Consider the following 24,681-nt stretch of genomic DNA (forward strand, 5'->3'; position numbering starts at 1 on the left):
TGCACCACGAAAGCCGCCGGCAATCACAGACCTGACCGCCCTGGGGCTCAACAGCTCCTACTCCGAGGCCGCAGCGCGCGTCCTGGCGCGACCCGCCCCGCGGATCCAGTCCGACCTCTGATTATCGTGGTCGCGCAGCTTGACGTCGGTGGCGCGGCGGATGCCGGGATCCGGACGGCTCTACGCCCGCAAGGCCACGGCGATGAGTTCATGGATGCTGGAGACGTGGCAGAGGTCACCTACCGGCTGTGCGGCTGAGGAGCCGATCGGCACGTACGGGACGAAGGGCATTACGACCAGTCCTTCGAGCGTGCATCCGTCAGGCAGGTCCACCCCGAGCGCGGATGGACGCCGGCGGATCCTCTTGAGGTAGCCGTTCCACTGCTCGCTCGCCGCCACCGCCTTGCGCGCGATCCTCCTGATGGCGTCGTAGGCACCAACCGCGTAGTCGGGCCCGGCTTGGAATGCCTTCGCGCTGATCAGCCACAGGGTCCCTGAGTGGAAGGCGACGGCGTCGATGTCCGTGATCACATTGCCGTTCTCGTCCTTGACCTTCTTGCCGATCACCGAACGCAGTGCGCCGGTCGGCTTCCAGGGTGTGGTGTCGATCGCCGCCTGCACGGCGGTTTCGAACGAGCTGCCCCATTCGTTGGCTGCGGCCCCTTCCTTGGCCCGCTCGAAGCTGTGCATCAGCAACGAGGTGGCGCCCATGAGATCGATGACGAAGTAGCGCCCGACCGGCAGCACCACCTGCTTGCGGGCCAGCAGCGTGATCACTTCGCGAACCGTCGCGCCCGCCCGCCAGGATGAGCTGAGCAGTTCGGGCAGCGCCGGACCCTCCTCCAAGCGAGCGATGAGCCAGTCGCGCGGGCAGCGCAGATAGCCGTACTGGGACCATTCGCCTGGAACGGACTTCCAGGTGGCTCCGCGATCCGCGAGATAGGTCCAAGCCGCTGAAAGGACTGCGGCGGCGGCCTGGGTCTCCAGGGTCAGGCCGACTCCGCTGGAGAAGGCCGCGGGCGCCAGGTCCTCGATGTTCGTGCCGAGCGGGAAGACTGGGCCGTATTTCTGAAGGAGTCGTGCGACGTCATCGCGCGAGACAAGGTCCTGGCCGCGCAGATCCGCCCAGGTGATGATGTTCGCAGACTCGCGGCGGTCCGTGACCGGACTCGGGAACGAGCCCAGGTCGTTACCGCGGCCTCCGGCGAACTTCAGTCGGCCGTCGTACAGCCAGATCGCACGCTCAACGGTGTCGTCCGTGTCGGTGACCTCCGGGATCAGGTGCGGTCCACGGAGCCTGAGGCTCTGGCCCTTGGCCACGCGCCTACGGGCGTTGTACACGTTGAACAGCAGCATCCCGACCGAGCACAGCTCGTCCAGGTCGGTCAGGGCCTGGGGGGCAAGCCACCACCGGCTCGTGATCAGCTCGGCCGACCTGGACGGGCGACGGCTGGACCCCACCTCACTCAGGGCGAACGACAACACGGCCGCGGAGATCGAGGCACGGGCGGCAGGCAGCAGATCCGTAGGGTTGATCCGACGCGTAATCACCAGCCAGCTGAACGCGGAACGTCGGTCAGTGATCTGCCGCAACTGAACACGCAGCGCGTCATGCAGCAGGGTCAACTGGTCCCATCCGGCCTCGCCCGCCAGGACATCGCTTGTGTCGATGCCGATCCGCTGCACCTCGGCGGCAGCCCATTCCTGCCACTTCGGCATGAACCGCAACATGAACACGCCTCGGTTCGCCTCGACGAAAGGCGCCTTGAGGACCCAGGCGGGAAAATCGCGGCGCAGGCGGGGGCGGAGGGTCCCGCCGAGCAGGTCTTTAAACGCGTCCACCGCATCCTGGCCGAAGGGATGAGGGTACTGTCCGTCCTCCACGCGCATGTTCGAATCTTCCCACGCTGCAACCGCCAATTGCCCTACGCAACCGCAGGTTTCTGAGCCTTGGGCGGCGGTGCGACAGGATGCGCGTAGCGGACGACTTTGTGCTGGCCGAGGTTGGTGCGATCGCCGCGCGCACCCGGGCTCCGCCAATTCTTCGTGCCAAGGGGCCGGCCACACGTGGTGCCACGGCAGCGCTGCCCCGAGGTCGACCTGACCCCGTAAGCCAACCCGTACGCGTCTCCAGGGCAGATGCGGGGTTCACTTACGGGTTCCTCTGCTTCGGGGCTCAGGATTCTGGGAACTCGCGCCGTTCCACGGCTACATCGCAGAAGCTGCCCACCCCGAAGCTGGGCGACGAGAGGTGGATCCCCACCTGCTGACTTTTACTACCGGGGGACGCAGCAGCGTGATCAAGCAGACGGCCGTCCGTATTGGGAGGGTAGTCGTAGTGCCCTCTGCCAGCGCGGACCTGGTTAATGCCTGCATGGCGAAGGCCGTTGACAAGGCCAAATAGTGATCCCTGAGTGCGCAGTGGGTGTATCTGACCCCCCGAATACGGCTCACAGAGTCATGGCGAGCAGACCGAGGACGAGGAAGAGGGGCTTGTCGGTGGGCACCGCTACTATCCGGGATGCCTCACGGGACGACGAGCGGAGTCAGGAAATGGGCGACGTGAACGAATCAGCGGTCAAGCGGAAGTTGGGTATCCCGAACTGGCGGAACCTGTCCAAGGACAAGGTGCTCAAGTTCGCGGCAGCGATGCCCGAGATGGCCACCGAGGTGCGGCTCAAGCTCATCGAGCAGTTCCCCGCCTTCAAGGACCTGGGCAAGGCCGACATCGATGCGGTCACAGAGGCCCACAAGTCCACTCTCGCAGCCAACGAGAACAGTCAGAACCACTTCTACAAGGCTTCGCAGGACCAGCGGGACGCTCTGCGGGACGACCTCGGTCGGGACGACCTCAGCTGGGCACAGCGGGAGGCCCTCCACGACCGCCTCGACCAAAACGTACAGCGGGTGGGCGAGAAGGACAGCGAGAGCAAGCAGTTCCTGGGGGCGGGGATGAAGGTGGTGGCAGCCGCCGGTGCAGCTGCCCTCGGGCTGGGCGTGGTGTTCGTCGGCGGCAAGCTCGTTGGGGCGAGCGAGGACGGTTCCGAGGAATCCCAGTAGGACTGTTATTGATCAGAAACTCATGGGGTTCTCGTCCAGGGGGTAGAGGACGTGCGGGCCGCCGAAGTAGCCGCGAACGATGTGCGGCTGGCGCTGGCGTCTGCGGAAAGAGCGGCGGGTCTTGGCGGCTAGTTCCACCTGGTCGCGGGCCTAGGGACCATCGCCAGGATCAGCGCCGCGGTGCGCGTGATGCGGAAGGTGTGGCGAGGCGCGGTGCCATGGCCTGGCGGTCTGTGAGGTGGTTGACCCAGGTTGGTTCCGGAGCCGGGGCGTAGGCGGGAAGGCCAGCCATGCGGCGCAGGCGCCAGACCAGGACGTCGCTGATGGATTCGGCGGTGCCCAGTTCCCTGCGAGAGGCAGCCTCTGCGAGGAGAACCTGCGGGTTGTGGCCTGCCTGCGCGGCGTCGGCGAGGGTGGCGGCCAAGGCGTCCCAGCCGGGCTCGGCCAGGACAGTATCGGCGAGGTCGGGTAGCGCGGCGCGCACGGTGGTGGCGTGGTGGTGGCGCAGGGACGGGGCGATACGGCGGCCACGTTCGCGCAGCACCATGAGGGGTTCGGCGGCTGCCTGCTGGTAGGCGGCCCGAAGGTGTGCTGCGGCTCGGCGGGCGGCCTCGGCCTGCTGGGCGTGCTGCCGCTGGGCGTGCCAGTGGGCGGCGGCGATAGCGAGGAAGACCAGCGTGTCCAGGACCATCGCGGTGCCGGCCCCGTCCTCGCCCCGGCCGAATGCGCTTCCGCTGTTGACCAGGTCGCGGGCGGACCGGCGCAGGTCCTGCGCGTGGCGGAACTCGGCACGGGTATGGGAGCGGGAAGCGCGCTCGAACTCCCAGGCCGCCTGCCGCAGTTCGTTGCGGGTGTGGAGGGCCGAGGTCTTGGCGAGGGCATCGAGGACCTCGCCGGTGGCGGCGATCTGGGCGGCAGCCGTGCCGTCGTCGCTGCTGTGGTCGAGGACGAGTACTGCCGCCCAGGCCGCATGGGCGGTCGTGCGCCGTGCCGCGGCGGGTGCCGAGGACGCGGTAGAGCGTTCCGGCCGCTCGCTATCGGCGGTCCCTGGCGGGGTGGAGTCAGTGGTGAAGCGTGCCTGGATGCGGGGCAGGGACAGGTCAGGGGCGAGCGTGGAGCCGGCGTAGTAGATCGGCTCCTTGTCCCCGTTGCGATCACCAGGCAAGGCGACGTTGTAGCCCTGCACGTCGCCGGAAGGCAGGACCCTGGTACGCACGAGAAGCCCGGCGTCCTTGAGGCGTTCGAGGAACTCGTCCGTGGAGGTGGCGCCGGCGACCGCGCGGCGCACGGTCTCGCGCAGCTCCTCGCGCGCGGCGCGGTCCCAGCCCAGGCGTTCGGCCTTGTGCCGCTCGGCGCTGGTGGTGCGCTTGGCGGCGGTGCCGTCGCCGGGGGTGACGCGGTGGAGGTCGTAGTCGGCTTCGATGAGGCGGGCTTCGGCCTGGGCGCGTTTGCCGGAGCGGTGGTGGTCGGGGCGGCGGCCGTCTTCGCGGACGAGGGTGGCGATGATGTGGATGTGGTCGTCGGCGTGGCGGACGGCGGCCCAGCGGCAGCCGGCGCCGTCGCCGGGGTCGATGCCGGTGGCCGCGACGATGCGGCGGGCGATGTCGGCCCACTGGTCGTCGGTCAGGATCGGGTCGTCGGGGGCGGCGCGCACCGAGCAGTGCCACACGTGCTTCTCGGGTCGCTGGTCGGCGTCGAGCAGATGGAGGGGCTGGTCGAGGAGGTGCGCGAGGTCCTTCTTCGTGGCCGAGGGGTCGCGGCCGGGGTCGGGGGCCATGTGGTCGAAGGAGGCGACGAGGTGGGGGTCGACGTGTTCCTCGAGCGTGCCCTTGCCGTAGAGGTAGTGGAGCAGGCCGAGGGTGCTGTTGCCCTGCCGGTGGATGCTGGGGATCAAGCCGCCTCACCCTCCTGATCCTGGCGGTTGGCCACCCGGTCGACGGCCTTCTTCGCCGCGTGGGCCGCGCGGTGGATGTCGGCGAGTGCTTCCTTGAGGTAGGGCACTTCGCCGCCGGAGTTGAGCGCCTTGGCCACCTGGTTGAGGTTGCTGCCTGCCCAGCCGAGCTGGCGGCGCATGGCGAACAGCTCCGTGAGCACGTCGCGTTCGGTGGCGGCGGTGCGGGACTGGTCGCGGGCGGCGGCAAGAGCGGAGTGCGCGAGGAAGCCAGCCAGGCTCATGCCGACGGCATCGGCGCCAGCCTGGATGATGCCGTGCTCGTGATCGCTGAGGCGGACGCTCTGAGCGGGACGCTGCTTCTTCGCGCGCGGACGCGCCTTCCCCTTGATCGTGGTCCGGCGTGCACGGCCGGCCTTTCCCGGCTGCGATCCGCCCTCGGTCGCAGCCTCCCCGTCCGGCGCCCCCTGGTGCCGGACGGGCCCCGCCACCCCCGGGGCGGGGTCGGGTTCGGGCGCTCCCCCTACGGGGGAGTGTCCGAACCTCCAACTTGCTGTGCTGTCTGGGGCTGGGGTGGTGGTTGTTGCCTGCTGGGCGTCGGGGGTTTCGTGGTGCGGGTCGTGCATGGATCGGTGCTCCGTGGGGTGTTGGTGCCGGGTGTTTTGCTCCGTGGCCCCCGTGCCCTGTGTTGTTCTGCGCGGGGCACGGGGACCCGGAGGGGTGGTGCGATCGGGGTGCGTTCACGGGGATCAGGCGGTGCCGACGGGGGCTGTTTCGAGTTCCCTCTGGCGCTGTGAGGTGGCTTCGTCGAGTCCGTCGAGAGGCTCGGTCTGGCCAGTGCGCTCGGCCTGGAGTTGGTCGCGCAGGGCGCGGGCGCGGTTCTGGCCGATCCGTAGTGCGCTGCGTAGACGTTCGGCGCTCAGCCGGTCGTCGCTCCAGTCGGCGGTCAGGCGCCGGGCCTCGTCGAGGACTTCGGCGTCGGTGCGCGTGCGGTCGGTAGTCGACTTGGCGGTGGCGGGGACCCGAGCGGTCGCCCGACGCGGAGCGGCTCCGGTCGACTCCGCCGCGGTGGCCGACCGAGGCGGTCGGGGAGCGGGTACCGACCCGTCGGCCACAGTCGGCCTCGTCACGGGCGCCTCGGCGACCTTCACGGAGGTCGACTCGGTCAGCGGCTCGGGGGCCGATGCGGCCTGGTCAGACCCCGACCGTGCGGCCTGCTCGTCGGCTTGCTGACTGCCCGACTCGGTACAGGCGGCTTCGGCAGAGTCAGCCGACTCGGGGTTGTGGTGCAACACCTTCGCCACGAGGTCCGACCCGAAGTAGATCGACCCGACCGGGAGCGAGGTCCCCAGCAGCACAAGGGCCCAGTTCGCAGGGGCCCAGTCGGCCAACCGGCCCCACTGGATCGACGTGGTGTGCAGAGTCGGCATGAGGCCGTGCACGTAGTTCAGCAGGAGGCTGGCGATCGTGTAGGTAGCCAGGACCCTCAGCGCGAACTTCCGGTCGGTACCGGTCAGCACGAGGGTGGCCACCAGTGCGAGGGCCATCAGCCCGTCGACGACGATCGGGTAGAGCAGTGCGGCGGTGGAGTCGGCGCCGATGGCGCGGGCCACGTCGGACAGCGCGTTCCACGAAACCCGGAAGGCCATGAGGACGACGGCCAACAGGCCGACCACGAGTGTGATGCGTCCCAGGCGGTTCACGCGACGACCCCCAGCTGGTGTGAGTGCTCGGTGGCGGGGGCGGGCGGGAGCAGGGCGATGCCGGAGCGGATGCTTCGGCTGCCGCGTATGGCTGCCGGGACGCTCGGGGCAGGGGAGGGCAAGGGCGGGCTCCAGGGCGGGGAAGTGAGGCTTGTGGGGTGGGAGTGCGGGGCGTTCACGTAGGGGGCGTTCACGCGGGGCCCCCTTCTAAAGGGGGCCCCGCGCGTGATCGCTTGGGCGCGTGAACGGCGTGGACGCTCGCGTGATCGCTTGACCTGCGGTTTTGCGGTGAGCGTGAGCGCTGTGGGCGGTTCACGGCGGTGTGTTCGCGTGAGGGCCGCGTGTACGGTCGCGTGATCGCTTCGCGCCGACCGGCTGGGGGTTCAGCCGACGGCGGTGAGGTGGCGGGCGGAGGCGTAGTAGCGGGTCTGCTGCCCGCCTCCGGCTCCTCCGGCGGTGCCGTCGGCCCTGGTCGCCAGGCCGCTGTCGACGAGGCGGGCGAGGTGGCGCCGTGCCTTTTCGACGTCGGCGCGCTCGGGGTCGCCGCCGCCGATCAAGATGGCCGCCAGATCGCGGGCGGTCAGGCCGCCTGGGGCGTTGCGCAGCAGGACGGCGGGATCCTTGGTCGGGTCGACCGTGGTGGTGCCGCGCTTGTGGTCGTGAGTGACGTCCAGCGGGCCAACCTCACCGGTGGGGGTCTTGAGGTGGTGCAGGGTGACGGCGGGGTCGCCTGCCCTGCCGGTGACGAACAGGACGCTGCCCGCGCCGGCGGTGATCCAGGTGGAGCCGTAGACCTGGTCCAGGCTGGGGCGCTGGCCGCGCGGGGCGTCGGCAGTGGCCTTTCGCTGGTGGTGCAGCTCCAGGATCTCCACGCCGCCTCGCAGGGCGCGCATGCGGGCGTTGTGGAAGGCGACGGCGAGGCTGTCGTCGACCATCGTGCTGACGGCGTCCTTGAGGCTGTCGATCACGATCGTGTCGGCTTGGTGTGCGGCGGCGAGGTCGGCGAGGAGGTCGGGTTCCTTGTCGAGGGTGGCGGGCAGTGGCCCTTCCCAGACGACGAGTCGGTCGCGCAGGATCGCTTCGTCGGTGTCGAAGACGCGGCGGGCCATGGCCTTGGCGATCTGCTTGGGCCGGTCCATGGCCAGGTAGAGCACCCGCCTACTCGGGGCGACCGGCATCTCCAGGACGGTCTCCGACAGGCCGAGGCGGGCGAAGATCACCTGGTGGGCCAGGGTGGTCTTGCCGACGCCAGGAGCGCCGACGATCATCAGGCTTTCGCCCGGCGCCCAGACGGTCTTCTCTCGGGTGCCCCACAAGGGCTCAGCGTCCGCGCCGGTCTCCTTGACGAAGGACCACCCGTCGGTGGCGAAGCGGTTCAGACGGCCCTGGCCCGAGGCGAGGGCCCGCTCGCGCTCGGCCCGCATCTCCGCTTCGACCTCGCTGCGTATCGCCTCGGGGTCGGCGCCGGGCTCCTGGGCGCGTTGGACGGTGCGTATCGCGGAGGCAAGTAGGCGGCGGAGGTTTGCCTTCTCGCGGATGATCTCCGCATGGTGCTCCGCGCTGCCGCTGCCGTAGTGCACGTCGGCGAGTTGGTGCAGGTACGGACGGCCACCGACGCGTTGCAGGTCCCCTTGCTGCTGGAGCAGTTCGGTGAGGACGATCGGGTCGGTCGGCCTGTCCTCGCGCTGCTGGGCGAGGAGCGCGCGCCAGATTGTCTCGTGCGCGGGGCGATAGAAGGCGTCCTCGCCCAGGATGGGCCGGACCGCGTCGACGATGTCGGATTCGTGCATGCAGGCGCCGAGGACCGCGCGCTCGGCGTCCACGTTGTACGGAGGCTCCATCGGCACGGGGCCCTCGTCGAAGCGGGATGGCATCTCGGGCGGCAGGGTCGTACCCTGAGTCACAGAGCTCCTCACCCGGCAGGCCACTATGGGGCGGCAACCCCGGCCGGTGCCGGTTTCGATCGTTCAGGGATGGATGGTTGTGCGGCGGAGCCTCTACCTCGGCCCCGGTGTTCGTAGCACCGGGGCCGCTTGCGTGTGCGGATCCGCCCACCGCTGTACGGCGGACTACGACCATAGCCGAAATTTTTGGAAGCGCAACGCCTTGCATTTCACTCCGCAATGATGTTTAGTTGTGGACGCTGGCCCCGGTGGATCCGCTGTCGTGTGAAGGGAGGTGCGAATGAGCGGTGAGGAAGGTGCGGAGCGCGCTGGCCCGGGTCGTCCGGTGCCGGAGGATCACGCCGCCGCACGCATCAAGCTGGAGCGCGAGGTCCGCGGTTGGAGCACGGTGAAGCTCGCCGAGGAGATGGCTGCTGTCGGCCATCCGATCAACCAGTCGGCGATCTGGCGCATCGAGAGCGGCAAACCCCGTCGCAGAGTCAACCTCGACGAGGCGCTCGGCTTCTGCAAGGTCTTCGACATCACCATGCAGGACCTCACCGGACCGCCAGGCGAGCTGGCCACGCCCCGCATCCGCCAGCTCGCCCAGACGTACGTCCAGATGACGCTGGAGTACCGTCAACTGCGAGCGGCGATCGACCGGAACCAGATGCACCTGCACGAGATCCAGGTGGAACTCGACGCCTACGGGGACAAGGGGCCCGAGCAGAGAGGACAGGTCGACGAACTCCTCCGGCTCGAAGAACAAGCCGCGATGAGAAGCCTGCACCCTTCCCAGACACACCTGCGAAACCAGGGGCAGCCACCCGCCGACGAGTAGCCGACCGTCGCCCCACCCACGGCGCTACGAACGCCGAGGAACCCCTAAGCGCGGCGACCCCCGCCGTCGACGATCACCCATCCATCCCTGAACGACGCCACCGGCCAGGCCGACGGGAGTTGCCGCTCCCGCGACGCCGCGAGGCCGGCGGGAGGAGTACCCGTTGTCGCAACATGCCCTGCCCATATCCCAGATAGCCCAGCTCCTGGACGTCCCCGAAGACGCCCTGCGCACCCTGATGACCGAACGGCGATCCGCCGGCGACACAACCCTGGCCGCCCTCACCGTCGCCGAGGCCGCCCGCCGGATCGGCATCGGCCGCACCAAGCTGTACGAGTACATCTCCTCCGGGGAGATACGTTCCGTCAAGATCGGCAGCCTGCGCCGCATACCTGCTGAGGCGGTCGGTGAATTTCTAGCCCGCCGCTTTCGGGCCTCGGACTTCGACGCTGCGGCCTGAGGCGGGCGCGCATGGCAAAGTCCAAGAAGCCCAGCACGTCCCGCCAGCCCAACGGCGCCTCGTCCATCTACCTCGGCAAAGACGGACGCTGGCACGGTCGCGTCACCGTCGGCGTCAAGGACGACGGCACCCCTGACCGTCGCCACGTCAGCCGCAAGACGCGTGCCGAGGTCACCAAGGTTGTGCGCGAGCTGGAGAAGCAACGCGACTCCACCGGTGTTGCCAAGGCTGGCCAGACCTGGACGGTTCAAACGTGGCTGACCCACTGGGTCGAGAACATCGCCGCGCCCAGCGTCGGTGAGAACACCATCGACGGCTACCGCGTGGCGGTCTACCACCACCTCATCCCCGGCCTGGGCGCCCACCGCCTGGAGAAGCTGGAGCCCGAGCACCTGGAGCGCTTCTACCGGAAGATGCAGGCGAACGGCAGCGCGGCCGGCACCGCCCACCAGGCGCACCGCACGGTCCGCACCGCGCTCAACGAGGCTGTACGCCGCCGCCACCTCACCGTCAACCCGGCTTCCATCGCCAAGGCCCCCAAGCTCGAAGAGGAGGAGGTCGAGCCCTACACGGTCGAGGAGGTCCAGCGCCTCCTCCTCGAAGCGGGCAAGCAGCGCAACACCGCCCGCTGGGTCATCGCACTCGCGCTCGGCCTGCGCCAAGGCGAGGTTCTTGGCCTGAAGTGGGAGGACGTCGACTTCGAGAGCGGTGTGATCCTCGTACGCCGAGGACGCCTGCGGCCCCGATACAACCACGGCTGCGGCGACAAGTGCGGACGGAGCAAGCCGGGCTACTGCCCGCAGAAGATCAACATTCGGCGCGAGACCAAGGACACCAAGACCCGCGCCGGCAAGCGCCCTATTGGCATGCCCGAGGAACTGCTCAAGTTGCTGCGGCGGCACAAGGAGGAACAGGAGCGAGAGCGGACGCTCGCCCGCGACCTGTGGGAGGAGAAGGGGTATGTGTTCACCTCGCCGATCGGCGAGCCGCTCAACCCCAACACCGACTTCCACAAGTGGAAGGACCTGTTGAAGGCGGCGAATGTCCGTGACGGACGCCTCCATGACGCCCGTCATACTGCGGCGACCGTGTTGCTCCTCCTTGGTGTCCCAGACACGGTTGTTGACCGGATTATGGGCTGGGAGCCCGGCAAGTCCGCCCGGATGCGCAGCCGGTACCAGCACCTCACCAGTTCCGTTCTCCAGCAGACCGCCGCGAAGGTCGGCGCCCTGATCTGGGGCTCACCACGTCACCAATTTCCGTCGACACCTGGAGGCTCCGTGCCTGGCTTGAGCCAGAGCCCCGAACCAGCGGAGCCGGTGGTGTACGTGGCCTGTCTCGGTGAGCGGTATGTTCCGTTCCTCCACCACGAGCATGCCCAGGCCGTGGTCTCGCAGTGGGGCCCCGATCACCCCGGCCAGCCTGCTCACGTGGAGGAGTGGGATCGGCCACAGTGGGAGCACGAGGGACCTGGCGCCGTCCGGGCTATCCGTGACCGGATTCCCGACCGTCGGCTCGTTCATCATGCCTACGCCGTGTTTCTGCCCGGTGGTGAACGCCTCAACATTGGCCGCGATGAGCAATGGTCCGTGCTGGCCTGGGAGTTCGAGACCGACCTGTACACGGACCTGCCGGTCCGGTGGCACACCACACGGCGCCCAGGCCAGGAAGTAGAGGCCCAGGTTCGTGGTACGGACAAGGGCGCCGTTTGTGCGGCCTACGCCGAGGCATGTGCACAGGCTGTGGATCGGTCGAGGAATCCCGCCAGGTACGGCGATGTGGTAGGTCGCTAACTTTCGTCGCCGATCCGGCCGTGAGTTTGCACGGCCGGATCGGCGAGGCTTCTTTCTTGCCAGACTGCAATTAATTTTGCCGTTCAGCGGCTGCACGAATGGCTTGGCGTATTCCTAGATCCACAGCGCGATCGTCCGCCAGTTCGGTGAAATGACGCGCGGAATCCGGATGATCGCGAAAGGCAGGGGCCACGATCCTCGCGACGTCTCCGCTCACCGTGCGCAGCCAAGATCTGATGGCGTCTTGTGGGCGCCATTGATCCCAGTTTCCGTCCCATTCGCACATGGCGCGGATGGATTCATCGAGGAGGTCCCATTCGTTGCTGCTGGCCGCACTAATAGCTATTCCGTGAAGCCAGGTTACGGCACGCGCTGCTTCACCAAATTGCACCGGTTTGGTTCCGTTGCCATCCGCGTGCTTGGCCAATGCTCTCAATAGAGTGATGGCTTGCCTGGAGTTGCGAGACATCGATGGTGCTGCGAGCTCTGGCTGCAGCCGAGGCAGAACATCTAGGTGCAGATCGTAGTCGTCCGGGTGGTTAGCGATGAGTTCAAGGAATGCGTCGGTGGTATGGGATTCTCCGGAATTGGCGGCATCAAGCAGTTTTTCGGCACGTGCTACGGCTGGCTCATGAGGTTCGCTGAATTCGCGATCGATGAGATCTAGCAGCTCGTCGATACTTTGTGGCCTACGTTCGGCTTCCTGCTGCGTAGCGGCTCTGACGATGTTCCTCCAGGGTCCGGGCGGAGGAAGCAGTTCAACATTCATTTGGGGCATCTCGCCGGTGAGAGCCCATGCGATCACTCGCCCGAGGCTGTAGATGTCGCTGGCAGCCGTGGCGTCTTCGTGAGGCTTTATGAAGAGCTCGGGGGCTGCGAATCCTTCGGTGCCGATAAAGTGGGCCGTCCGGCCGACTTTGGTCGTTTGCCCTCTTGGTCGCCGCACCACTCCCCAGTCTGCGAGGGTCCACCGGCCGTCGAGGAGGAGCATATTTGAGGGCTTGATGTCGCGGTGCACCCAGCCTTGTTGGTGCGCCTTATCCAGAATGGAACCCATGGAATCTATCAGTTCACGCAGGTGATCAGATTCTCGCAGTTGTTCGCGCTTCTCCTCGGCCGTCGCTTCAGCCAGTGGCATAATGAACCATCTGTGATCCTGCTCGAAATCAAGGATCGGCATATAGTTCGGGTGGTCATTCAGTAGCTCGGCTATATCGATTTCTCTGCGCATTCGAGCGCTGGGGTTTTCCCGTTGGGATAGTCGCCGCTTGAAGGCTACTTCGGCACCCGAAGTCTTATGTGAGGCGCGGAATACCGCCGCCTGGCCGCCTTCTTCGATGGGGACGCGGTCAAGGCTGTAGTCCTTCTTTATGCCCCGCCCTTCTCGAATCACCTCTCGGTAACGGTCAAGGTGCGGTGGAACTTTTGTCAGATCGCCCCACAACTTCAGGAGGGGGCTGAAGGAGTGCGAAAGTGCTCTCTTTGCAAAGCCCTCGATGAAGCCCTCGATGGACATATCGGCGCGAGGTTCGTAGAGCGATGGATTCTCTCCGTTGGTGGAGGAGACATAGGCGATTTTGTCGTAGAGTCCGTCGCTGTAAAACTGTGCAAAGGTCTCGGCTAGCTGCTGCTTGTGTGACGGTCCCCTGCGTGCGGCACCGCTTTCTCCCGCCCTTCGCCTTGGGGCGTTTACGCGGTCGCTTTCTTCGAGGATGAAGAAGAGTCCGAGGTAAGGTTGAAAATCATCATCGTTGTGCTGCCTGACGGAAAAGGCGATCGAGGTTAGATCTTGGATTCGATTATTGACATTATTCATGGATCCTGCCTGCCCGCCGAGCTGCGTAAAAGTAGCGGCTGCGAGCGGAATGCCGTCCTTGCGAACCACCAGGTCCCATGCCGAACCACTCAGGCCGTACGCTCCCGGTAGCGTGGCCTCGCGGCCGACCTGGATCCAAGAACGATCGACGCCACGCTCGACGAGGGCTTCGATCACATACTCAGTGAGACGGGCCCAGGGGTGCCGCACTGTCCCGGCACTGGCTAGGGAGCCATCCGGGCCGGTAGCGCTGTGGCGTATGTCACGACGCCTACTCGCGTCTGCCCAGAAGGTTCGAGCTGCTTCCCTTAGCGCCTCGGCCACCTGGCTACCCCCGCTGAGTGTTGATCACGGCCATCGCCCTAGAAGGCTACAGACGAGGACTGACACTGGCCCGGGACAGGTCGCGCTCCGGGCCAGCCATGTATCGGCCAGATCAGAACAGTCCGTCAGTGTGCTGTTGGCTGGCGTTCGGTGCGGGGATCCCCAGCGCTTTCATTTCTGCGAGTCGACCCGTGATCGCTGCCGAGAAGTGGCGCCAGTCCAACGCTTCATCGGGCTCTCCAGGGCTGGGGTTGTCCCTGGAGGACGTGATGTAGCAGGCCGTGTTGTAGAGCCCTTCGTCCAGCAGCCTCTTGCAGAAGATCGCGAAGCGGTCTTGATAAGACGTGCCCTGCCAGATGTCCTCCGGGGGGTACGCAGGGTTCGAGGCCAGGCGAACCGCGTTCCTTGACTTGGGGTGGTCCTCCATGATGAAGAAGTAGCCGAGCCAAGGTCGTGATCCGGGGTACCACTCCGTGAGGGCTGCACGTTGCAGGTCGACTGCGCTCCCCAGCGCTTCCTCGACCCGATTGTTGTAGTTGTTCGAGAAGGAGGGGCCACCGAGAGCTTTGAGTTCGAAGGCGGCGACGAGGGTTCCTTCGTGGGCGATGACTATGTCCCACTTCTTCAACGGGCGGTAGTGGCCTGGAAGTTCGAGATCCTTGTCTACACGGATCGATTCCTTCGGGTACCCCGCCTCCAGGAAGAACTTGGCGATCAGACCGGCCACGCTGTCGAAGTGCTTGCCGCCACGGACAGACCCCGCAGTGCCGGCACCAACAGCATCCTTGATGGCTGACAGATCGTTCTGTGACGCTTTGGCCCCCCAGTACTGAGCGATAGCGTCCTCGAAGTCTTGGCGGGTGACCGTCAAGATCCGTTCCCTCCCTAGTCGGGCAGCTCGACGAGCCCGTAGACACGCAAGGCAGCCTCCGTGGCAGCCTTCACGTCGCGCTTGTCGAACGCTTCCGCGAGGGCGGCCCTGTCGCTCTCGCTGATCGCTTCAGGATCGGGCACGCGGATCTTGCGAAGGTACTGCGCCTGGAAGCGGAGCGTTCCCCCTCGCATCTTGACCGCGTACGCCTCCACGAACGCTTCCGCGACTTTGGACAGCAGCAGGCCACCGAGTACACGCATGTCCCAGACATCCGAGACGATGAAGTACAGGTTGTGGTGAGGGTACAGCTGGCCTTCGTCCAGGACCGGATGGATCGTCAGCTTCATGTCCGGAAACAGCAGCTTGGGGCGTCGTGTCAGACGGTGATCGACCTTGTCGATCGTCTTGAACCAGCGCTTAGGCTGCTTGACCGCGATGTAGCGCTTCCGCAGGGCGGCCCCGTGCTCCTCGAAGTACGCGGCGAGCCGTGGGTAGGCGGAGAGCGCGACCAAGTCGCCTTCGGCGGTCCACGGGTTGACCAGGTAGGTACCGTTCCAGTCCAGGGTGCCGCTCGTGGTGTCGCGGACCATGGCCATGGGCAGCAGCCGGTCGTTCTCGACCAAGTCTTCATCCTTCGTGAGGAAGACCTTGTCGGCGCCGGTGGCGATGCCGATACCGACACGCGTCCCGGTCTTGTCGTCCTCCAAAAGCTGGAAGCGCTCAGTGAGTTCCTCCAGAACCGCCAGTCTGGCTGGCGAGGCCGCTGGCCATGAGTCCTCGTCCGGGAACCAGTGCGGCATGCGGGCGGCCTGGAACGCCGTGGTGGTGACCGACTCCGATGCGGGCTTTGCATACCAGTCGGCGAACTCGCGGGCTTGGATTCTGCCGAACGCCCGAGTGGTGTCGGCTGCCACTGCTTCGCCCTGGGGCCGGTCCGAGATGATCGTGATCGCCGGATAGGCCGAAACCTGGTCTTCGAAGGCGTCCACGTCGTGCATGACCAGGGCTAGGTCCATGCTGAAGTGGCTGGTCACCAGCTGGCGGAGCCGACGGCCGTACTGGTTCCGCATCCAGCGGTCGGCGCAGATGAAGCCCAGTCGTCCTCCGGGGTTGAGGCTTCGCAGTGCGAACTCATAAAAGCCGACATAGATGTCCGCTCTGCCACCCATGGTGGAGCAGGCTCCGCGGTAGGCCGCCATCCGATCGTCGGGGACGTCTTCAAGGCGGATGTACGGAGGATTGCCGACCACGTAGTCGGCTCGGTGGTCTGCATCGGGCTGGAGAAGGTAGTCACCTTGTTCGACCCAGGCGGCTGCCACCTGCCGGGCCTCCTCGGTTTGCCACCCCTCTTCCGCCAGCTGCTTTTCGACGACTACACGGCTCTGCTCCACGTTGCGATCCAGTAGATCCAGAGCTCGGACCGCTGCGAGCGCATCTTCGAGCGGGCGATTGTGCGTGCGGCACGAGGCACTGATTCGCGAGGTGACGGCGGTAAGGAACGCACCTGTGCCGCAGGCCGGCTCGACGAGCTTCGCGTCACAGAGGTCCTTGTCGGCCGTGTAGCCGAGGAGGTCGAGGATCAGGTCGACCACCCAGCGTCGCGTGAAGACCTCGCCGTGCTCCACAACCTCCGTGGGAAGGGCGGGAAGCGCGTGCAGGTCGGTGTCAGAGAGCAGAGGAGTGGCCACGCTCCCGACCCTACTAGGGAGGAATCTGGCCACGGACTCCGTCCACGAACGAGTTGCGTTGGCGTCGAGCCACTCTGAGCCCTGGTGCTCCTACGATGAGTCCCTTTACATGCGGCGGTTGGACTGTGCAGATGGGGGCTCGCGCGTGGCTGTAGTTGTAGAGCCTGTGGTGACTGAGGAGAAGCTCCGGGAGCTGTTGGCGGAGGCGTCGGAGCAGAAAGCTCTTGACTACAAAGAAGCCCTCGACTTGTCCGAGCGGCGTGACCTCGTGGATATCGCCAAGGACGTTGCGGCTATGCAGGCCGAGCCCAGTGGTGGATACCTCGTCATCGGCGCTGACGATCACGGCAACCCCACTGGTCGGCTCTCCGAGGACCAGACTCGTGGCTTCGACGAGGCGACGCTGCGGCCTAAGTTGCAGAAGTACATCCCGACGCTCACGATCCACACGGCTGCCCACTGTCTCGACGGGAAGTGGCTCGTTCTGCTCTACGTCGCCCCCAGCGCGGATGGATGTTGTGTCTTCCACGTTGAAGGCACCTACCAGGACGGCAAGAAGCAGGTCACCGTCTTTCGTGCTGGTGACGTCTTTGTGCGACACGGCACTTCCAGTGAGCGGTGGAAGCAGAGTGACGTGGTCGGCGTGTGGCAGCGGGCCATTGCGTCTCGTAAGGAGACCTGGCGGCGGGAGCTGCGCCAGGAACTCGAAGCCCAGGGAGCTATCGGAGCGGCTGCTCAGCACGTACGTCAACGATCAGTTTCGGCTCTCACCTGGCAGCTCGACCAGGAAGTGTTCGAGGCTGCGGTGCTGGAGTACCTGCGCGCCGAGGACGACATCCCGCTTCGGCAGTTCTTGCTGTATGCCCCGGCACAGGCCCGCGAGCTTCTCACCACCATGCCTGAGGACCTGCCCACCCTGCTGAATCGCGTGACCAGCTTCACTGCCTTGAGCCTCGTCCATGAGCGAACGCAGTGGGCCACCAAGGGCACGGACTCCTTGCTCTCCATCTATAACCTCGGCAACGACCTTCCCGAGTCCGCCCAAGATTCCCTCACTGGGCCGCGACTGTGGTTGTCCGTGCTGGAGCGGGTCTACGGGCTTGGCGGTCTTGCCGTTCGGCTTCAAGACTGGCCAGCGGTCCGCATACTCGCCGACCGACGGGGAACCAACCAGGGCTTCGACTGGTTCGGCAGTTGGCTTCGCCACGGGCTGACGACGGCTTCCCGCGCCGGTCTACTCGCCTCCGGTGCTTCGCACAGCTCGGGACTGATCGCGGCAGCCCACAACACGGTCCGGGAAGTGCCGGCCCTTCATCCTGACGCCTCACCTGACGACGACGCCGTGCTCAACAGCCTGTGCCAGTTCGATGCGCTCGGCGCGTTGGTCGTCATGGGGGCAACGGGTAAGGCGGCAACCCGCAACTTCTATACGAATTTCGCTCGGTACATGACACAGCGCACCGAGCCTGCACTGGTCGCTATCACCCGCGACGCTGGAATGCGCCAGGCGCTCTTCGATGGCAGCCCTGAGCTGCTGGAGGAGAGCCTGAAGCTCCTGGTGCGCATGGCTGACAAGGAAGGCTTTGGCTACAACGGGTGGACTGGTGTCAGCGACCCGCATCTGCAAGAACTCGTGTACGACTGAGTAGACCAGCGGAAGAGCGATTGGTCGAGGATGTCGATTGGGTCCTGGTGGCACGGGCTCTCCTGGCCCGGATCGAGCCCCCGGTCGGATCTGCCGGCGCTTACGCCGGGAGCGTCGGGTTGCCCTGCCGTGGTGGCCTGCTGAAAGAGGCCCGGGCTCGACACTGCGACCTGTACGACGGGACGGACGTTACAGCCCATCCGCCCAGGTCCGCAGTCGTCCCAGCCGGGAACTGAGACCAAAACTGAGACCACGCACGTCGAAGGGCCCCGCTGTGAACAGCGGGGCCCTTCGACATCGTGCCCGGTGAGGCACTGGCGGAGGATACGAGATTCGAACTCGTGAGGGGTTGCCCCCAACACGCTTTCCAAGCGTGCGCCCTAGGCCTCTAGGCGAATCCTCCGCTCGGAACATTACATGACCGAGAGGAGTGCTCGCGAACTCGTTCCCACCCCCTGACGTCGGGTACTCTTTGCGGAGCCCCTCACGCGGCGCTATCTGACTGAACTCCCCCAGGGCCGGAAGGCAGCAAGGGTAGGTTGGCTCTGGCGGGTGCGTGGGGGGCGCTTGCGTTTGCGGGCGGGGCTGGTTGTCAGTGGGCGCCTATAACCTCGTATGCGTGTCGTCTCTCGCGCTGTACCGCCGCTATCGCCCGGAGTCGTTCGCCGAGGTCATCGGGCAGGAGCATGTCACCGGCCCGCTGCAGCAGGCGCTGCGGAACAACCGGGTCAATCACGCGTACCTGTTCAGCGGGCCGCGTGGGTGCGGGAAGACGACCAGCGCGCGGATCCTCGCCCGGTGTCTGAACTGCGAGCAGGGCCCGACGCCGACCCCCTGCGGGGAGTGCCAGTCCTGCCAGGACCTCGCGCGCAACGGCCCGGGATCCATCGACGTCATCGAGATCGACGCGGCCTCTCACGGTGGTGTGGACGACGCCCGTGAGCTGCGCGAGAAGGCCTTCTTCGGGCCCGCCGCCAGCCGCTACAAGATCTACATCATCGACGAGGCCCACATGGTCACGTCGGCCGGCTTCAACGCGCTGCTCAAGGTCGTCGAGGAGCCGCCGGAGCACCTCAAGTTCATCTTCGCCACGACCGAGCCCGAGAAGGTCATCGGGACCATCCGGTCGCGTACCCACCACTATCCGTTCCGGCTGGTGCCGCCGGGGACTCTGCGGGAATACCTGGGCGAGGTCTGCGGCAAGGAGAAGATCCCCGTCGAGGAGGGCGTGCTCCCGCTCGTCGTGCGGGCCGGTGCCGGTTCCGTGCGTGACTCCATGTCCGTCATGGACCAGCTCCTCGCCGGGGCCACCGAGGAGGGTGTGACGTATGCCATGGCCACCTCGCTGCTCGGCTACACCGACGGCTCGCTGCTCGACTCCGTGGTCGAGGCCTTCGCGACCGGGGACGGCGCCGCCGCCTTCGAGGTCGTGGACCGGATCATCGAGGGCGGTAACGATCCGCGCCGCTTCGTCGCCGACCTGCTGGAGCGGCTGCGGGACCTGGTGATCCTCGCCGCCGTCCCGGACGCCGTGGAGAAGGGGCTGTTCGACGCCCCCGCCGACGTCCTCGAACGTATGCAGGCCCAGGCCGGCACCTTCGGCGCCGCCGAGCTCAGCCGCGCCGCCGACCTCGTCAACGCGGGCCTGACCGAGATGCGCGGCGCCACCTCCCCGCGCCTCCAGCTGGAGCTGATCTGCGCCCGCGTGCTGCTGCCGGCGGCGTACGGCGACGAACGGTCCGTGATGGCCCGCCTCGACCGGCTGGAGCGGGGCGTCAACTTCTCGGGCGGGGGCGGCGCGCCCGCCATGGGGTACGTCCCCGGCCCCGAGGCGCACCCGCAGCCCCCGGCGCCGGCTCCGGGTCCCGTCCCGCAGGGCGGCGGTCCGGCCGCGGCCCGGGCGGCCGTACGAGGGGGAGCGGCCCCGGCCCCGGCCCCGGCCGTGGCCCCCGCACCTGCGCCGGCACCTGCCCCGGCCCCGGCCCCGACTCCGGAGCCGCCGGCTCCGGCCGCCGCGCCCACCCCTCCTCCGGCCGCACCGCCCGCTGCCGCCGCTCCGGCCGCCGCCGCGCCCGGTGCCTGGCCGACCGCCGCCCCCGCAGGTGGCGGCGGTGCCCGCCGTCCCGGCGGCTGGCCGACGGCCACGGGAGCTCCGGCGGCCCAACAGGCCCCGCCGCCCCCGCCGCCCTCGGCGACCCCGGCAGCCCACCCGGCCCCGACTCCGACCCCGGCTGCGGCTCCCGCCTCTGCTCCCGCCCCCGCCGGTGGCCTCGACCCCCGTGTGCTCTGGCCGAACATCCTGGAGGCGGTGAAGAACCGTCGCCGCTTCACCTGGATCCTGCTCAGCCAGAACGCCCAGGTGGCCGGTTTCGACGGCACCACCCTCCAGCTCGGCTTCGTCAACGCGGGCGCCCGCGACAACTTCGCGAGCAGCGGCAGCGAGGACGTGCTGCGACAGGCGCTGACCGAGCAGTTCGGCGTGCAGTGGCGGGTCGAGGCGATCGTCGACCCGACGGGCGGCGGCGGTGCGGCTCCGCCCGGCACCGGGTACGGCGGCGGCCAGGCGGGCGGCTACGGCGCCCCCGCGGCGTCCGGCTACGGCGCCCCCGCTCCCGCGGCCCCGGCCCGCCCTGCGCCCGCCCAGCAGGCTCCGGTGGCGGCCCCCGCCCAGAGCCCGCCGCCGCCCACTCCGACGGCCCCCTCCCGCCCTGCACCCGCCGCGCCCGAGCCGCCGCCGGTGGCCCCCGAGGACGACATCCCCGAGGAGGACGACCCCGACCTCGACGAGTCGGCCCTCTCCGGCCACGAACTGATCGTCAAGGAACTGGGGGCGACGGTGGTGGAGGAGATCCAGAACGAGTGACGCGTGGCGGGCGCCGACGGCTCGGAGGCCGCGGGCCGGCGGGGGTTCCCCGCGCAGTTCCCCGCGCCCCTGGGTTTCTCGGCGCATCCGGGGTCGGAGAGCGAGACCCCCTCGACCGCCCAACCCGTCCGGCGTGTGAGGCAGCAACCACCCCCCAGCCCGTTTGGTGTGTGAGGCAGCAACCACCCCCTAGCCCGTCCGGCGTTTGAGGACGAGGCCGTTCAGGCCGAAGCGGGGGTTTGGGGGCGGCAGCCCCCAAGAGCGGCCACCTCAGCAGGCGGCAACACCCAGCTGAGCCCCCTTGGAGGAACCTCCAGTCGGCCCACCCGGCTACGCTGGCCCCCGTGAAGGTCCTCGTCATCGGCAGCGGCGCCCGCGAACACGCCCTGTGCCGCTCTCTGTCCCTCGATTCCGACGTCACCGCGCTGCACTGCGCCCCCGGCAACGCCGGCATCGCCGAGGTGGCCGAGCTGCACCAGGTCGATGCCCTGGACGGCGGGGCCGTGGCCTCGCTCGCCCTGGAACTCGGCGCCGACCTCGTGGTCGTCGGCCCGGAGGCCCCCCTCGTCGCCGGGGTCGCCGACGCCGTGCGCGAGGCGGGCATCCCGGTCTTCGGCCCCTCCGGGGAGGCCGCGCGGATCGAAGGGTCCAAGGCGTTCGCCAAGGACGTGATGGCGGGGGCCGGAGTCCCCACCGCCCGTTCGTACGTCTGCACAAACGCCGAGGAGGTCGCCGAGGCGCTGGACGCCTTCGGCGCGCCGTACGTCGTGAAGGACGACGGCCTCGCCGCCGGGAAGGGCGTCGTGGTCACGGACGACCTGGACGCCGCCAAGGCGCACGCCGCGGCCTGCGACCGCGTCGTCATCGAGGAGTTCCTGGACGGCCCCGAGGTCTCCCTCTTCGCGATCACCGACGGCGAGACGGTCCTCCCGCTCCAGCCCGCCCAGGACTTCAAGCGCGCCCTGGACGGCGACGAGGGGCCGAACACGGGTGGCATGGGGGCCTACTCCCCGCTGCCCTGGGCCGACCCCAAGCTCGTCGACGAGGTGCTGGAGACCGTCCTGCAGCCGACCGTCGACGAGATGCAGCGCCGCGGCACCCCGTTCTCCGGTCTGCTCTACGCCGGCCTCGCGATCACCTCGCGCGGTGTGCGGGTCATCGAGTTCAACGCCCGCTTCGGCGACCCGGAGACCCAGGTGGTCCTCGCCCGCCTGCAGACCCCGCTGGCCGGTGTCCTGCTCGCCGCCGCGAACGGCACCCTCGCCGACCTTCCGTCGCTGCGCTGGCGCGACGACGCCGCCGTCACCGTCGTCGTCGCCTCGCACAACTACCCGGACACCCCGCGCACCGGCGACCCCATCACCGGCCTCGACGAGATCGCCGCCGAGGACGCGCCGCACGCCTACGTCCTGCACGCGGGGACGAAGCGCGCCGGCGACGACGTCGTCAGCGCCGGCGGCCGCGTCCTCTCGGTCACGGCGACCGGCGCGGACCTGACCCAGGCCCGTGAGCGGGCGTACGCGGCGGTGGCGCGGATCGGCCTCGACGGCTCCCAGCACCGTACGGACATCGCCGCGAAGGCGGCGGCGGAGGCCTGAGCGCCGACGAAGAGTTTTTCCGCAGCCCCTTGTTCCTGTTGTTCCTGATCAGGCCCCGGACCCGAAATCCGGGGCCTGATCGTTGCTGTCTGTCGATCACCTCTGACCAAAGCCATTCCATCGAGTGACCGATGCCCCATCCGGCTGACGGGGGCCGAGGCCCCAACTAGGGTGCGGCGCAGGCGTTCCGGCACTTGGCCCACCGGCATTGCGATGTCACTGGCGGGTGCCACAGTGGGGGAGTGAGCAACAGCCAGGACAGGCCGAGGACAGCAGGGAGGGGGTGAGGTCCGGACGTGACCAGTACCGGTATCGGTGCGGAGGCGGGAGCGCAGGCAGCGCGTACCCGGGCCCTGGCCGTGCTGCGCATCCGCGGCCGGGCCCTGGCCGTGGCGCTGCTCCCCGCCGCGGCCACGGTGATCCTGCTGACCGGCGGCTCCACCGGCCACTTCGTCGGCCCTGGCTGGGACACCGCCCGCTGGATCGTCGCCGTCCTCGCCGCCCTCGTGCTGCTGGCCGCCGCCGGCATCGCCCTGGTCGTGTCCCGCGCCCGCCCGGCCGTGACCCCCACGGTCCCGATCCCGGAGGAGTCCGCCCCGGACCTGTACCGGATGGTGCGCGACCTCGCCGACCGCCTGGACGTGCCGGCGCCCTCCGCCATAGCGCTCACCCCGGACTGCGACAGCTGGCTGGAGGACCGCACCCACCCGGCCCACGGCCCGCCCGCGCCCAAGGGCGGCGACGAGCTCGGCACCCCCGGCCCGCACCGCCGCACCATGGCCGCGCCCGTCCTCGTCATCGGCTCCCCGTTCCTGTGGTGGATGCGCGTCGGCGAGCTGCGCGCGGTCCTCGCCCCGGTCGTCGCCGGCACGGGACCCTCGGCGCAACCGGACATAGCCGCCGCCCGCCGTTTCGTACGGGGCCTGGACGCGGCGGTGGCCGTCTCCGCGACGCCCGGCCGATGTCCGGGCACCCGCCTGCTCTGCGCGGGTGTCGGCTGGGTGGCCCGGCTGCTGCTGCGCGGCTGCCGGGAGCACGCGGCGCTGATGGAGCGCGGGGTCGCCGCGGCGGCCGCCGAGCGGGCCCAGGCCGTGGACTACGGACTGCGGATCGTCGCCCAGGAACAGGTCGGTCTCGCGTACGCCGGCTGGGACCGCCTGCTCACCCGGGTCGCGCTGCCCGCCTGGCGGATGGGCCGCTGGCCCTCCCGGCTGGACGCGGGCGTGGTCGCGGCCCTCACCGAGCTGTCCCGGCGCGACCGGCTGGCCGAGGGCTTCGCCTCCCGGCTGGGCGAGCGGCCCGCCTGCGACCTGCTGGAGGAGCCGGGCCTGGTGGACGAGGCCGCCTCGCTGCTCGCCGCCCGCCTCTTCCACGGCGGTCCCGCCGAGCCCGGACCGGCCTGGTCGCCGGTGGACTGGCTGGAGTATCCGGACGAGGTCGTCGACCGCACCTGGCGCACCGAGGCGGCCCGCCTGCACCGCGTCCTGGACGCCCTCGGCGTCCGTGCCACCCTCGACCCCGCCGCCCCGGACCCCGGCGGCCCCACCCTGGCCCGTGTCCTGGACCACCTGACCGACCCGTCCGCCCCCGGCAGGCGCCCGTGCCCTCCGGCGTACGACGACGACCCCCGCACCCCCGGCTACGACGAGGAAGCGGAGGAGCCCACCGGCACCGAACGCAGCGCCACCCTCGCCGCCGGCCTCACCGCGGCCCTCGCCCGCGAGGAGCGCGCGGAAGCGGCCGACGCCGCGCGCCCCGGCTGCCCCGCCCCGGCCGGCCAGGCCGGCTCCGGCAGCCCCTTCTGGGACGACGGCGCACTGCCCCTCTTTCCGCTCCAGCCCCCGCGCACCGCCCGCGAGCTCCTCGCCGACCACGTCAAGGCGATGGTGTGCTGCGCGGCCGTGGACACCGCCGGAGCCACTCCCGGCCTGGACTGGCTCGACGGCCCGTCCCTGCTGGTCGACGGCGAGCGGGCCGCCGACCTGACGTCCAGAGTCCTCAGCCTCGTCGAGGAGGGAGACCCGGCCCCGCTGCGGGCCTGGCTGGTCGAGTCCGGAATACGTCCCGAGAAACCGGTCCGACTCGTCTGACCTCGGCGTTTCGACGCTTTGGCGGAGCGAAGTGTTCCACTTCAGGCAAATTCGCAACGAACCGTGACCGGACGCGTGCGTTATGTGATGTGCTGGGACCGTTCGCGGATGTGGCAAGCGCGTCCGACATAAGACAGACGCCACAGTCACAG

Annotated in this window: 15 protein-coding genes, 1 tRNA gene, 1 other RNA gene and 1 pseudogene; 9 read left to right on the forward strand and 9 right to left on the reverse strand. The window is 68.5% G+C overall.

Annotated features, from left to right (window positions below; all coding sequences use genetic code 11):
* Positions 1-180: 180 nt before the first annotated feature.
* Positions 181-1,890 carry a hypothetical protein gene (locus SSP29_RS12590; protein WP_089100624.1) on the reverse strand — a complete coding sequence of 570 codons (1,710 nt, stop codon included), beginning with the start codon at positions 1,888-1,890 and terminating at the stop codon, positions 181-183.
* A gap of 603 nt (positions 1,891-2,493) precedes the next feature.
* On the opposite strand from SSP29_RS12590, the gene SSP29_RS12600 reads away from it, so the two are divergent.
* Positions 2,494-3,060 carry a hypothetical protein gene (locus SSP29_RS12600; protein ID WP_145968886.1) on the forward strand — a complete coding sequence of 189 codons (567 nt, stop codon included), beginning with the start codon at positions 2,494-2,496 and terminating at the stop codon, positions 3,058-3,060.
* Between the two features lie 169 nt (positions 3,061-3,229).
* Here the strand turns inward: SSP29_RS12600 and SSP29_RS12605 are convergent, their stop codons facing one another.
* The 4 genes from SSP29_RS12605 to SSP29_RS12620 all read right to left on the reverse strand — a co-directional run bounded on the left by SSP29_RS12605 (position 3,230) and on the right by SSP29_RS12620 (position 8,558).
* Positions 3,230-4,954, reverse strand: coding sequence for a relaxase/mobilization nuclease domain-containing protein (locus SSP29_RS12605; protein ID WP_089100626.1), 1,725 nt, complete (start codon positions 4,952-4,954; stop codon positions 3,230-3,232).
* Positions 4,951-5,577, reverse strand: a complete 627-nt coding sequence (locus tag SSP29_RS61540; protein WP_150134039.1) for a plasmid mobilization protein — start codon at positions 5,575-5,577, stop codon at positions 4,951-4,953. Before SSP29_RS61540 ends, SSP29_RS12605 begins: the two co-directional genes overlap by 4 nt.
* Positions 5,578-5,700: 123 nt before the next feature.
* Positions 5,701-6,654, reverse strand: a complete 954-nt coding sequence (locus tag SSP29_RS12615) for a DUF2637 domain-containing protein (protein ID WP_089100628.1) — start codon at positions 6,652-6,654, stop codon at positions 5,701-5,703.
* 383 nt (positions 6,655-7,037) lie between these two features.
* Positions 7,038-8,558 carry a DnaB-like helicase N-terminal domain-containing protein gene (locus SSP29_RS12620; RefSeq protein WP_089100629.1) on the reverse strand — a complete coding sequence of 507 codons (1,521 nt, stop codon included), beginning with the start codon at positions 8,556-8,558 and terminating at the stop codon, positions 7,038-7,040.
* 280 nt (positions 8,559-8,838) lie between these two features.
* On the opposite strand from SSP29_RS12620, the gene SSP29_RS12625 reads away from it, so the two are divergent.
* The 3 genes and pseudogenes from SSP29_RS12625 to SSP29_RS12635 all read left to right on the forward strand — a co-directional run.
* Positions 8,839-9,378: a helix-turn-helix transcriptional regulator gene (locus tag SSP29_RS12625; RefSeq protein ID WP_150134040.1), complete on the forward strand. Its 540-nt coding sequence runs from the start codon at positions 8,839-8,841 to the stop codon at positions 9,376-9,378.
* Positions 9,379-9,541: 163 nt separating this feature from the next.
* Entirely contained in the window at positions 9,542-9,838 is a 297-nt protein-coding gene (locus tag SSP29_RS12630) for a helix-turn-helix domain-containing protein (RefSeq protein WP_089100631.1), read from the forward strand.
* Between the two features lie 11 nt (positions 9,839-9,849).
* Positions 9,850-11,091: pseudogene (locus SSP29_RS12635) on the forward strand (tyrosine-type recombinase/integrase); the annotation flags it as partial.
* Positions 11,092-11,701: 610 nt separating this feature from the next.
* On the opposite strand, the gene SSP29_RS12640 reads toward SSP29_RS12635, so the two are convergent.
* The 3 genes from SSP29_RS12640 to SSP29_RS12650 form a co-directional block, all read right to left on the reverse strand.
* Positions 11,702-13,624, reverse strand: a complete 1,923-nt coding sequence (locus SSP29_RS12640) for a serine/threonine-protein kinase (protein WP_167449905.1) — start codon at positions 13,622-13,624, stop codon at positions 11,702-11,704.
* 259 nt (positions 13,625-13,883) lie between these two features.
* Positions 13,884-14,642, reverse strand: a complete 759-nt coding sequence (locus SSP29_RS12645) for a PaeR7I family type II restriction endonuclease (protein ID WP_089100634.1) — start codon at positions 14,640-14,642, stop codon at positions 13,884-13,886.
* Positions 14,643-14,656: 14 nt separating this feature from the next.
* Positions 14,657-16,333, reverse strand: a complete 1,677-nt coding sequence (locus SSP29_RS12650) for an Eco57I restriction-modification methylase domain-containing protein (RefSeq protein WP_089100635.1) — start codon at positions 16,331-16,333, stop codon at positions 14,657-14,659.
* Between the two features lie 169 nt (positions 16,334-16,502).
* Between SSP29_RS12650 and SSP29_RS12655 the strand changes: the two genes are divergently transcribed.
* Complete coding sequence (locus tag SSP29_RS12655) at positions 16,503-17,978, forward strand: AlbA family DNA-binding domain-containing protein (RefSeq protein ID WP_167449906.1); 1,476 nt, start codon at positions 16,503-16,505, stop codon at positions 17,976-17,978.
* A gap of 315 nt (positions 17,979-18,293) precedes the next feature.
* On the opposite strand, the gene SSP29_RS12660 is transcribed toward SSP29_RS12655, so the two are convergent.
* Positions 18,294-18,381, reverse strand: a tRNA-Ser gene (locus SSP29_RS12660).
* A gap of 72 nt (positions 18,382-18,453) precedes the next feature.
* On the opposite strand from SSP29_RS12660, the gene ffs reads away from it, so the two are divergent.
* The 4 genes from ffs to SSP29_RS12680 all read left to right on the forward strand — a co-directional run bounded on the left by ffs (position 18,454) and on the right by SSP29_RS12680 (position 24,529).
* Positions 18,454-18,552: signal recognition particle sRNA small type (gene ffs, locus SSP29_RS12665), an RNA gene on the forward strand.
* A gap of 45 nt (positions 18,553-18,597) precedes the next feature.
* Positions 18,598-20,841, forward strand: coding sequence for a DNA polymerase III subunit gamma and tau (locus tag SSP29_RS12670; protein ID WP_089100637.1), 2,244 nt, complete (start codon positions 18,598-18,600; stop codon positions 20,839-20,841).
* A 344-nt stretch (positions 20,842-21,185) separates the two neighbouring features.
* Positions 21,186-22,439: a phosphoribosylamine--glycine ligase gene (gene purD / locus SSP29_RS12675; RefSeq protein ID WP_089100638.1), complete on the forward strand. Its 1,254-nt coding sequence runs from the start codon at positions 21,186-21,188 to the stop codon at positions 22,437-22,439.
* 296 nt (positions 22,440-22,735) lie between these two features.
* Positions 22,736-24,529 (forward strand): M48 family metalloprotease, encoded by a 1,794-nt coding sequence (locus tag SSP29_RS12680; RefSeq protein ID WP_089100639.1) that lies wholly within the window; start codon positions 22,736-22,738, stop codon positions 24,527-24,529.
* Positions 24,530-24,681 lie beyond the last annotated feature (152 nt).

The sequence above is a fragment of the Streptomyces hyaluromycini genome, from assembly GCF_002217755.1.
Taxonomy (GTDB): Bacteria; Actinomycetota; Actinomycetes; order Streptomycetales; family Streptomycetaceae; genus Streptomyces; species Streptomyces hyaluromycini.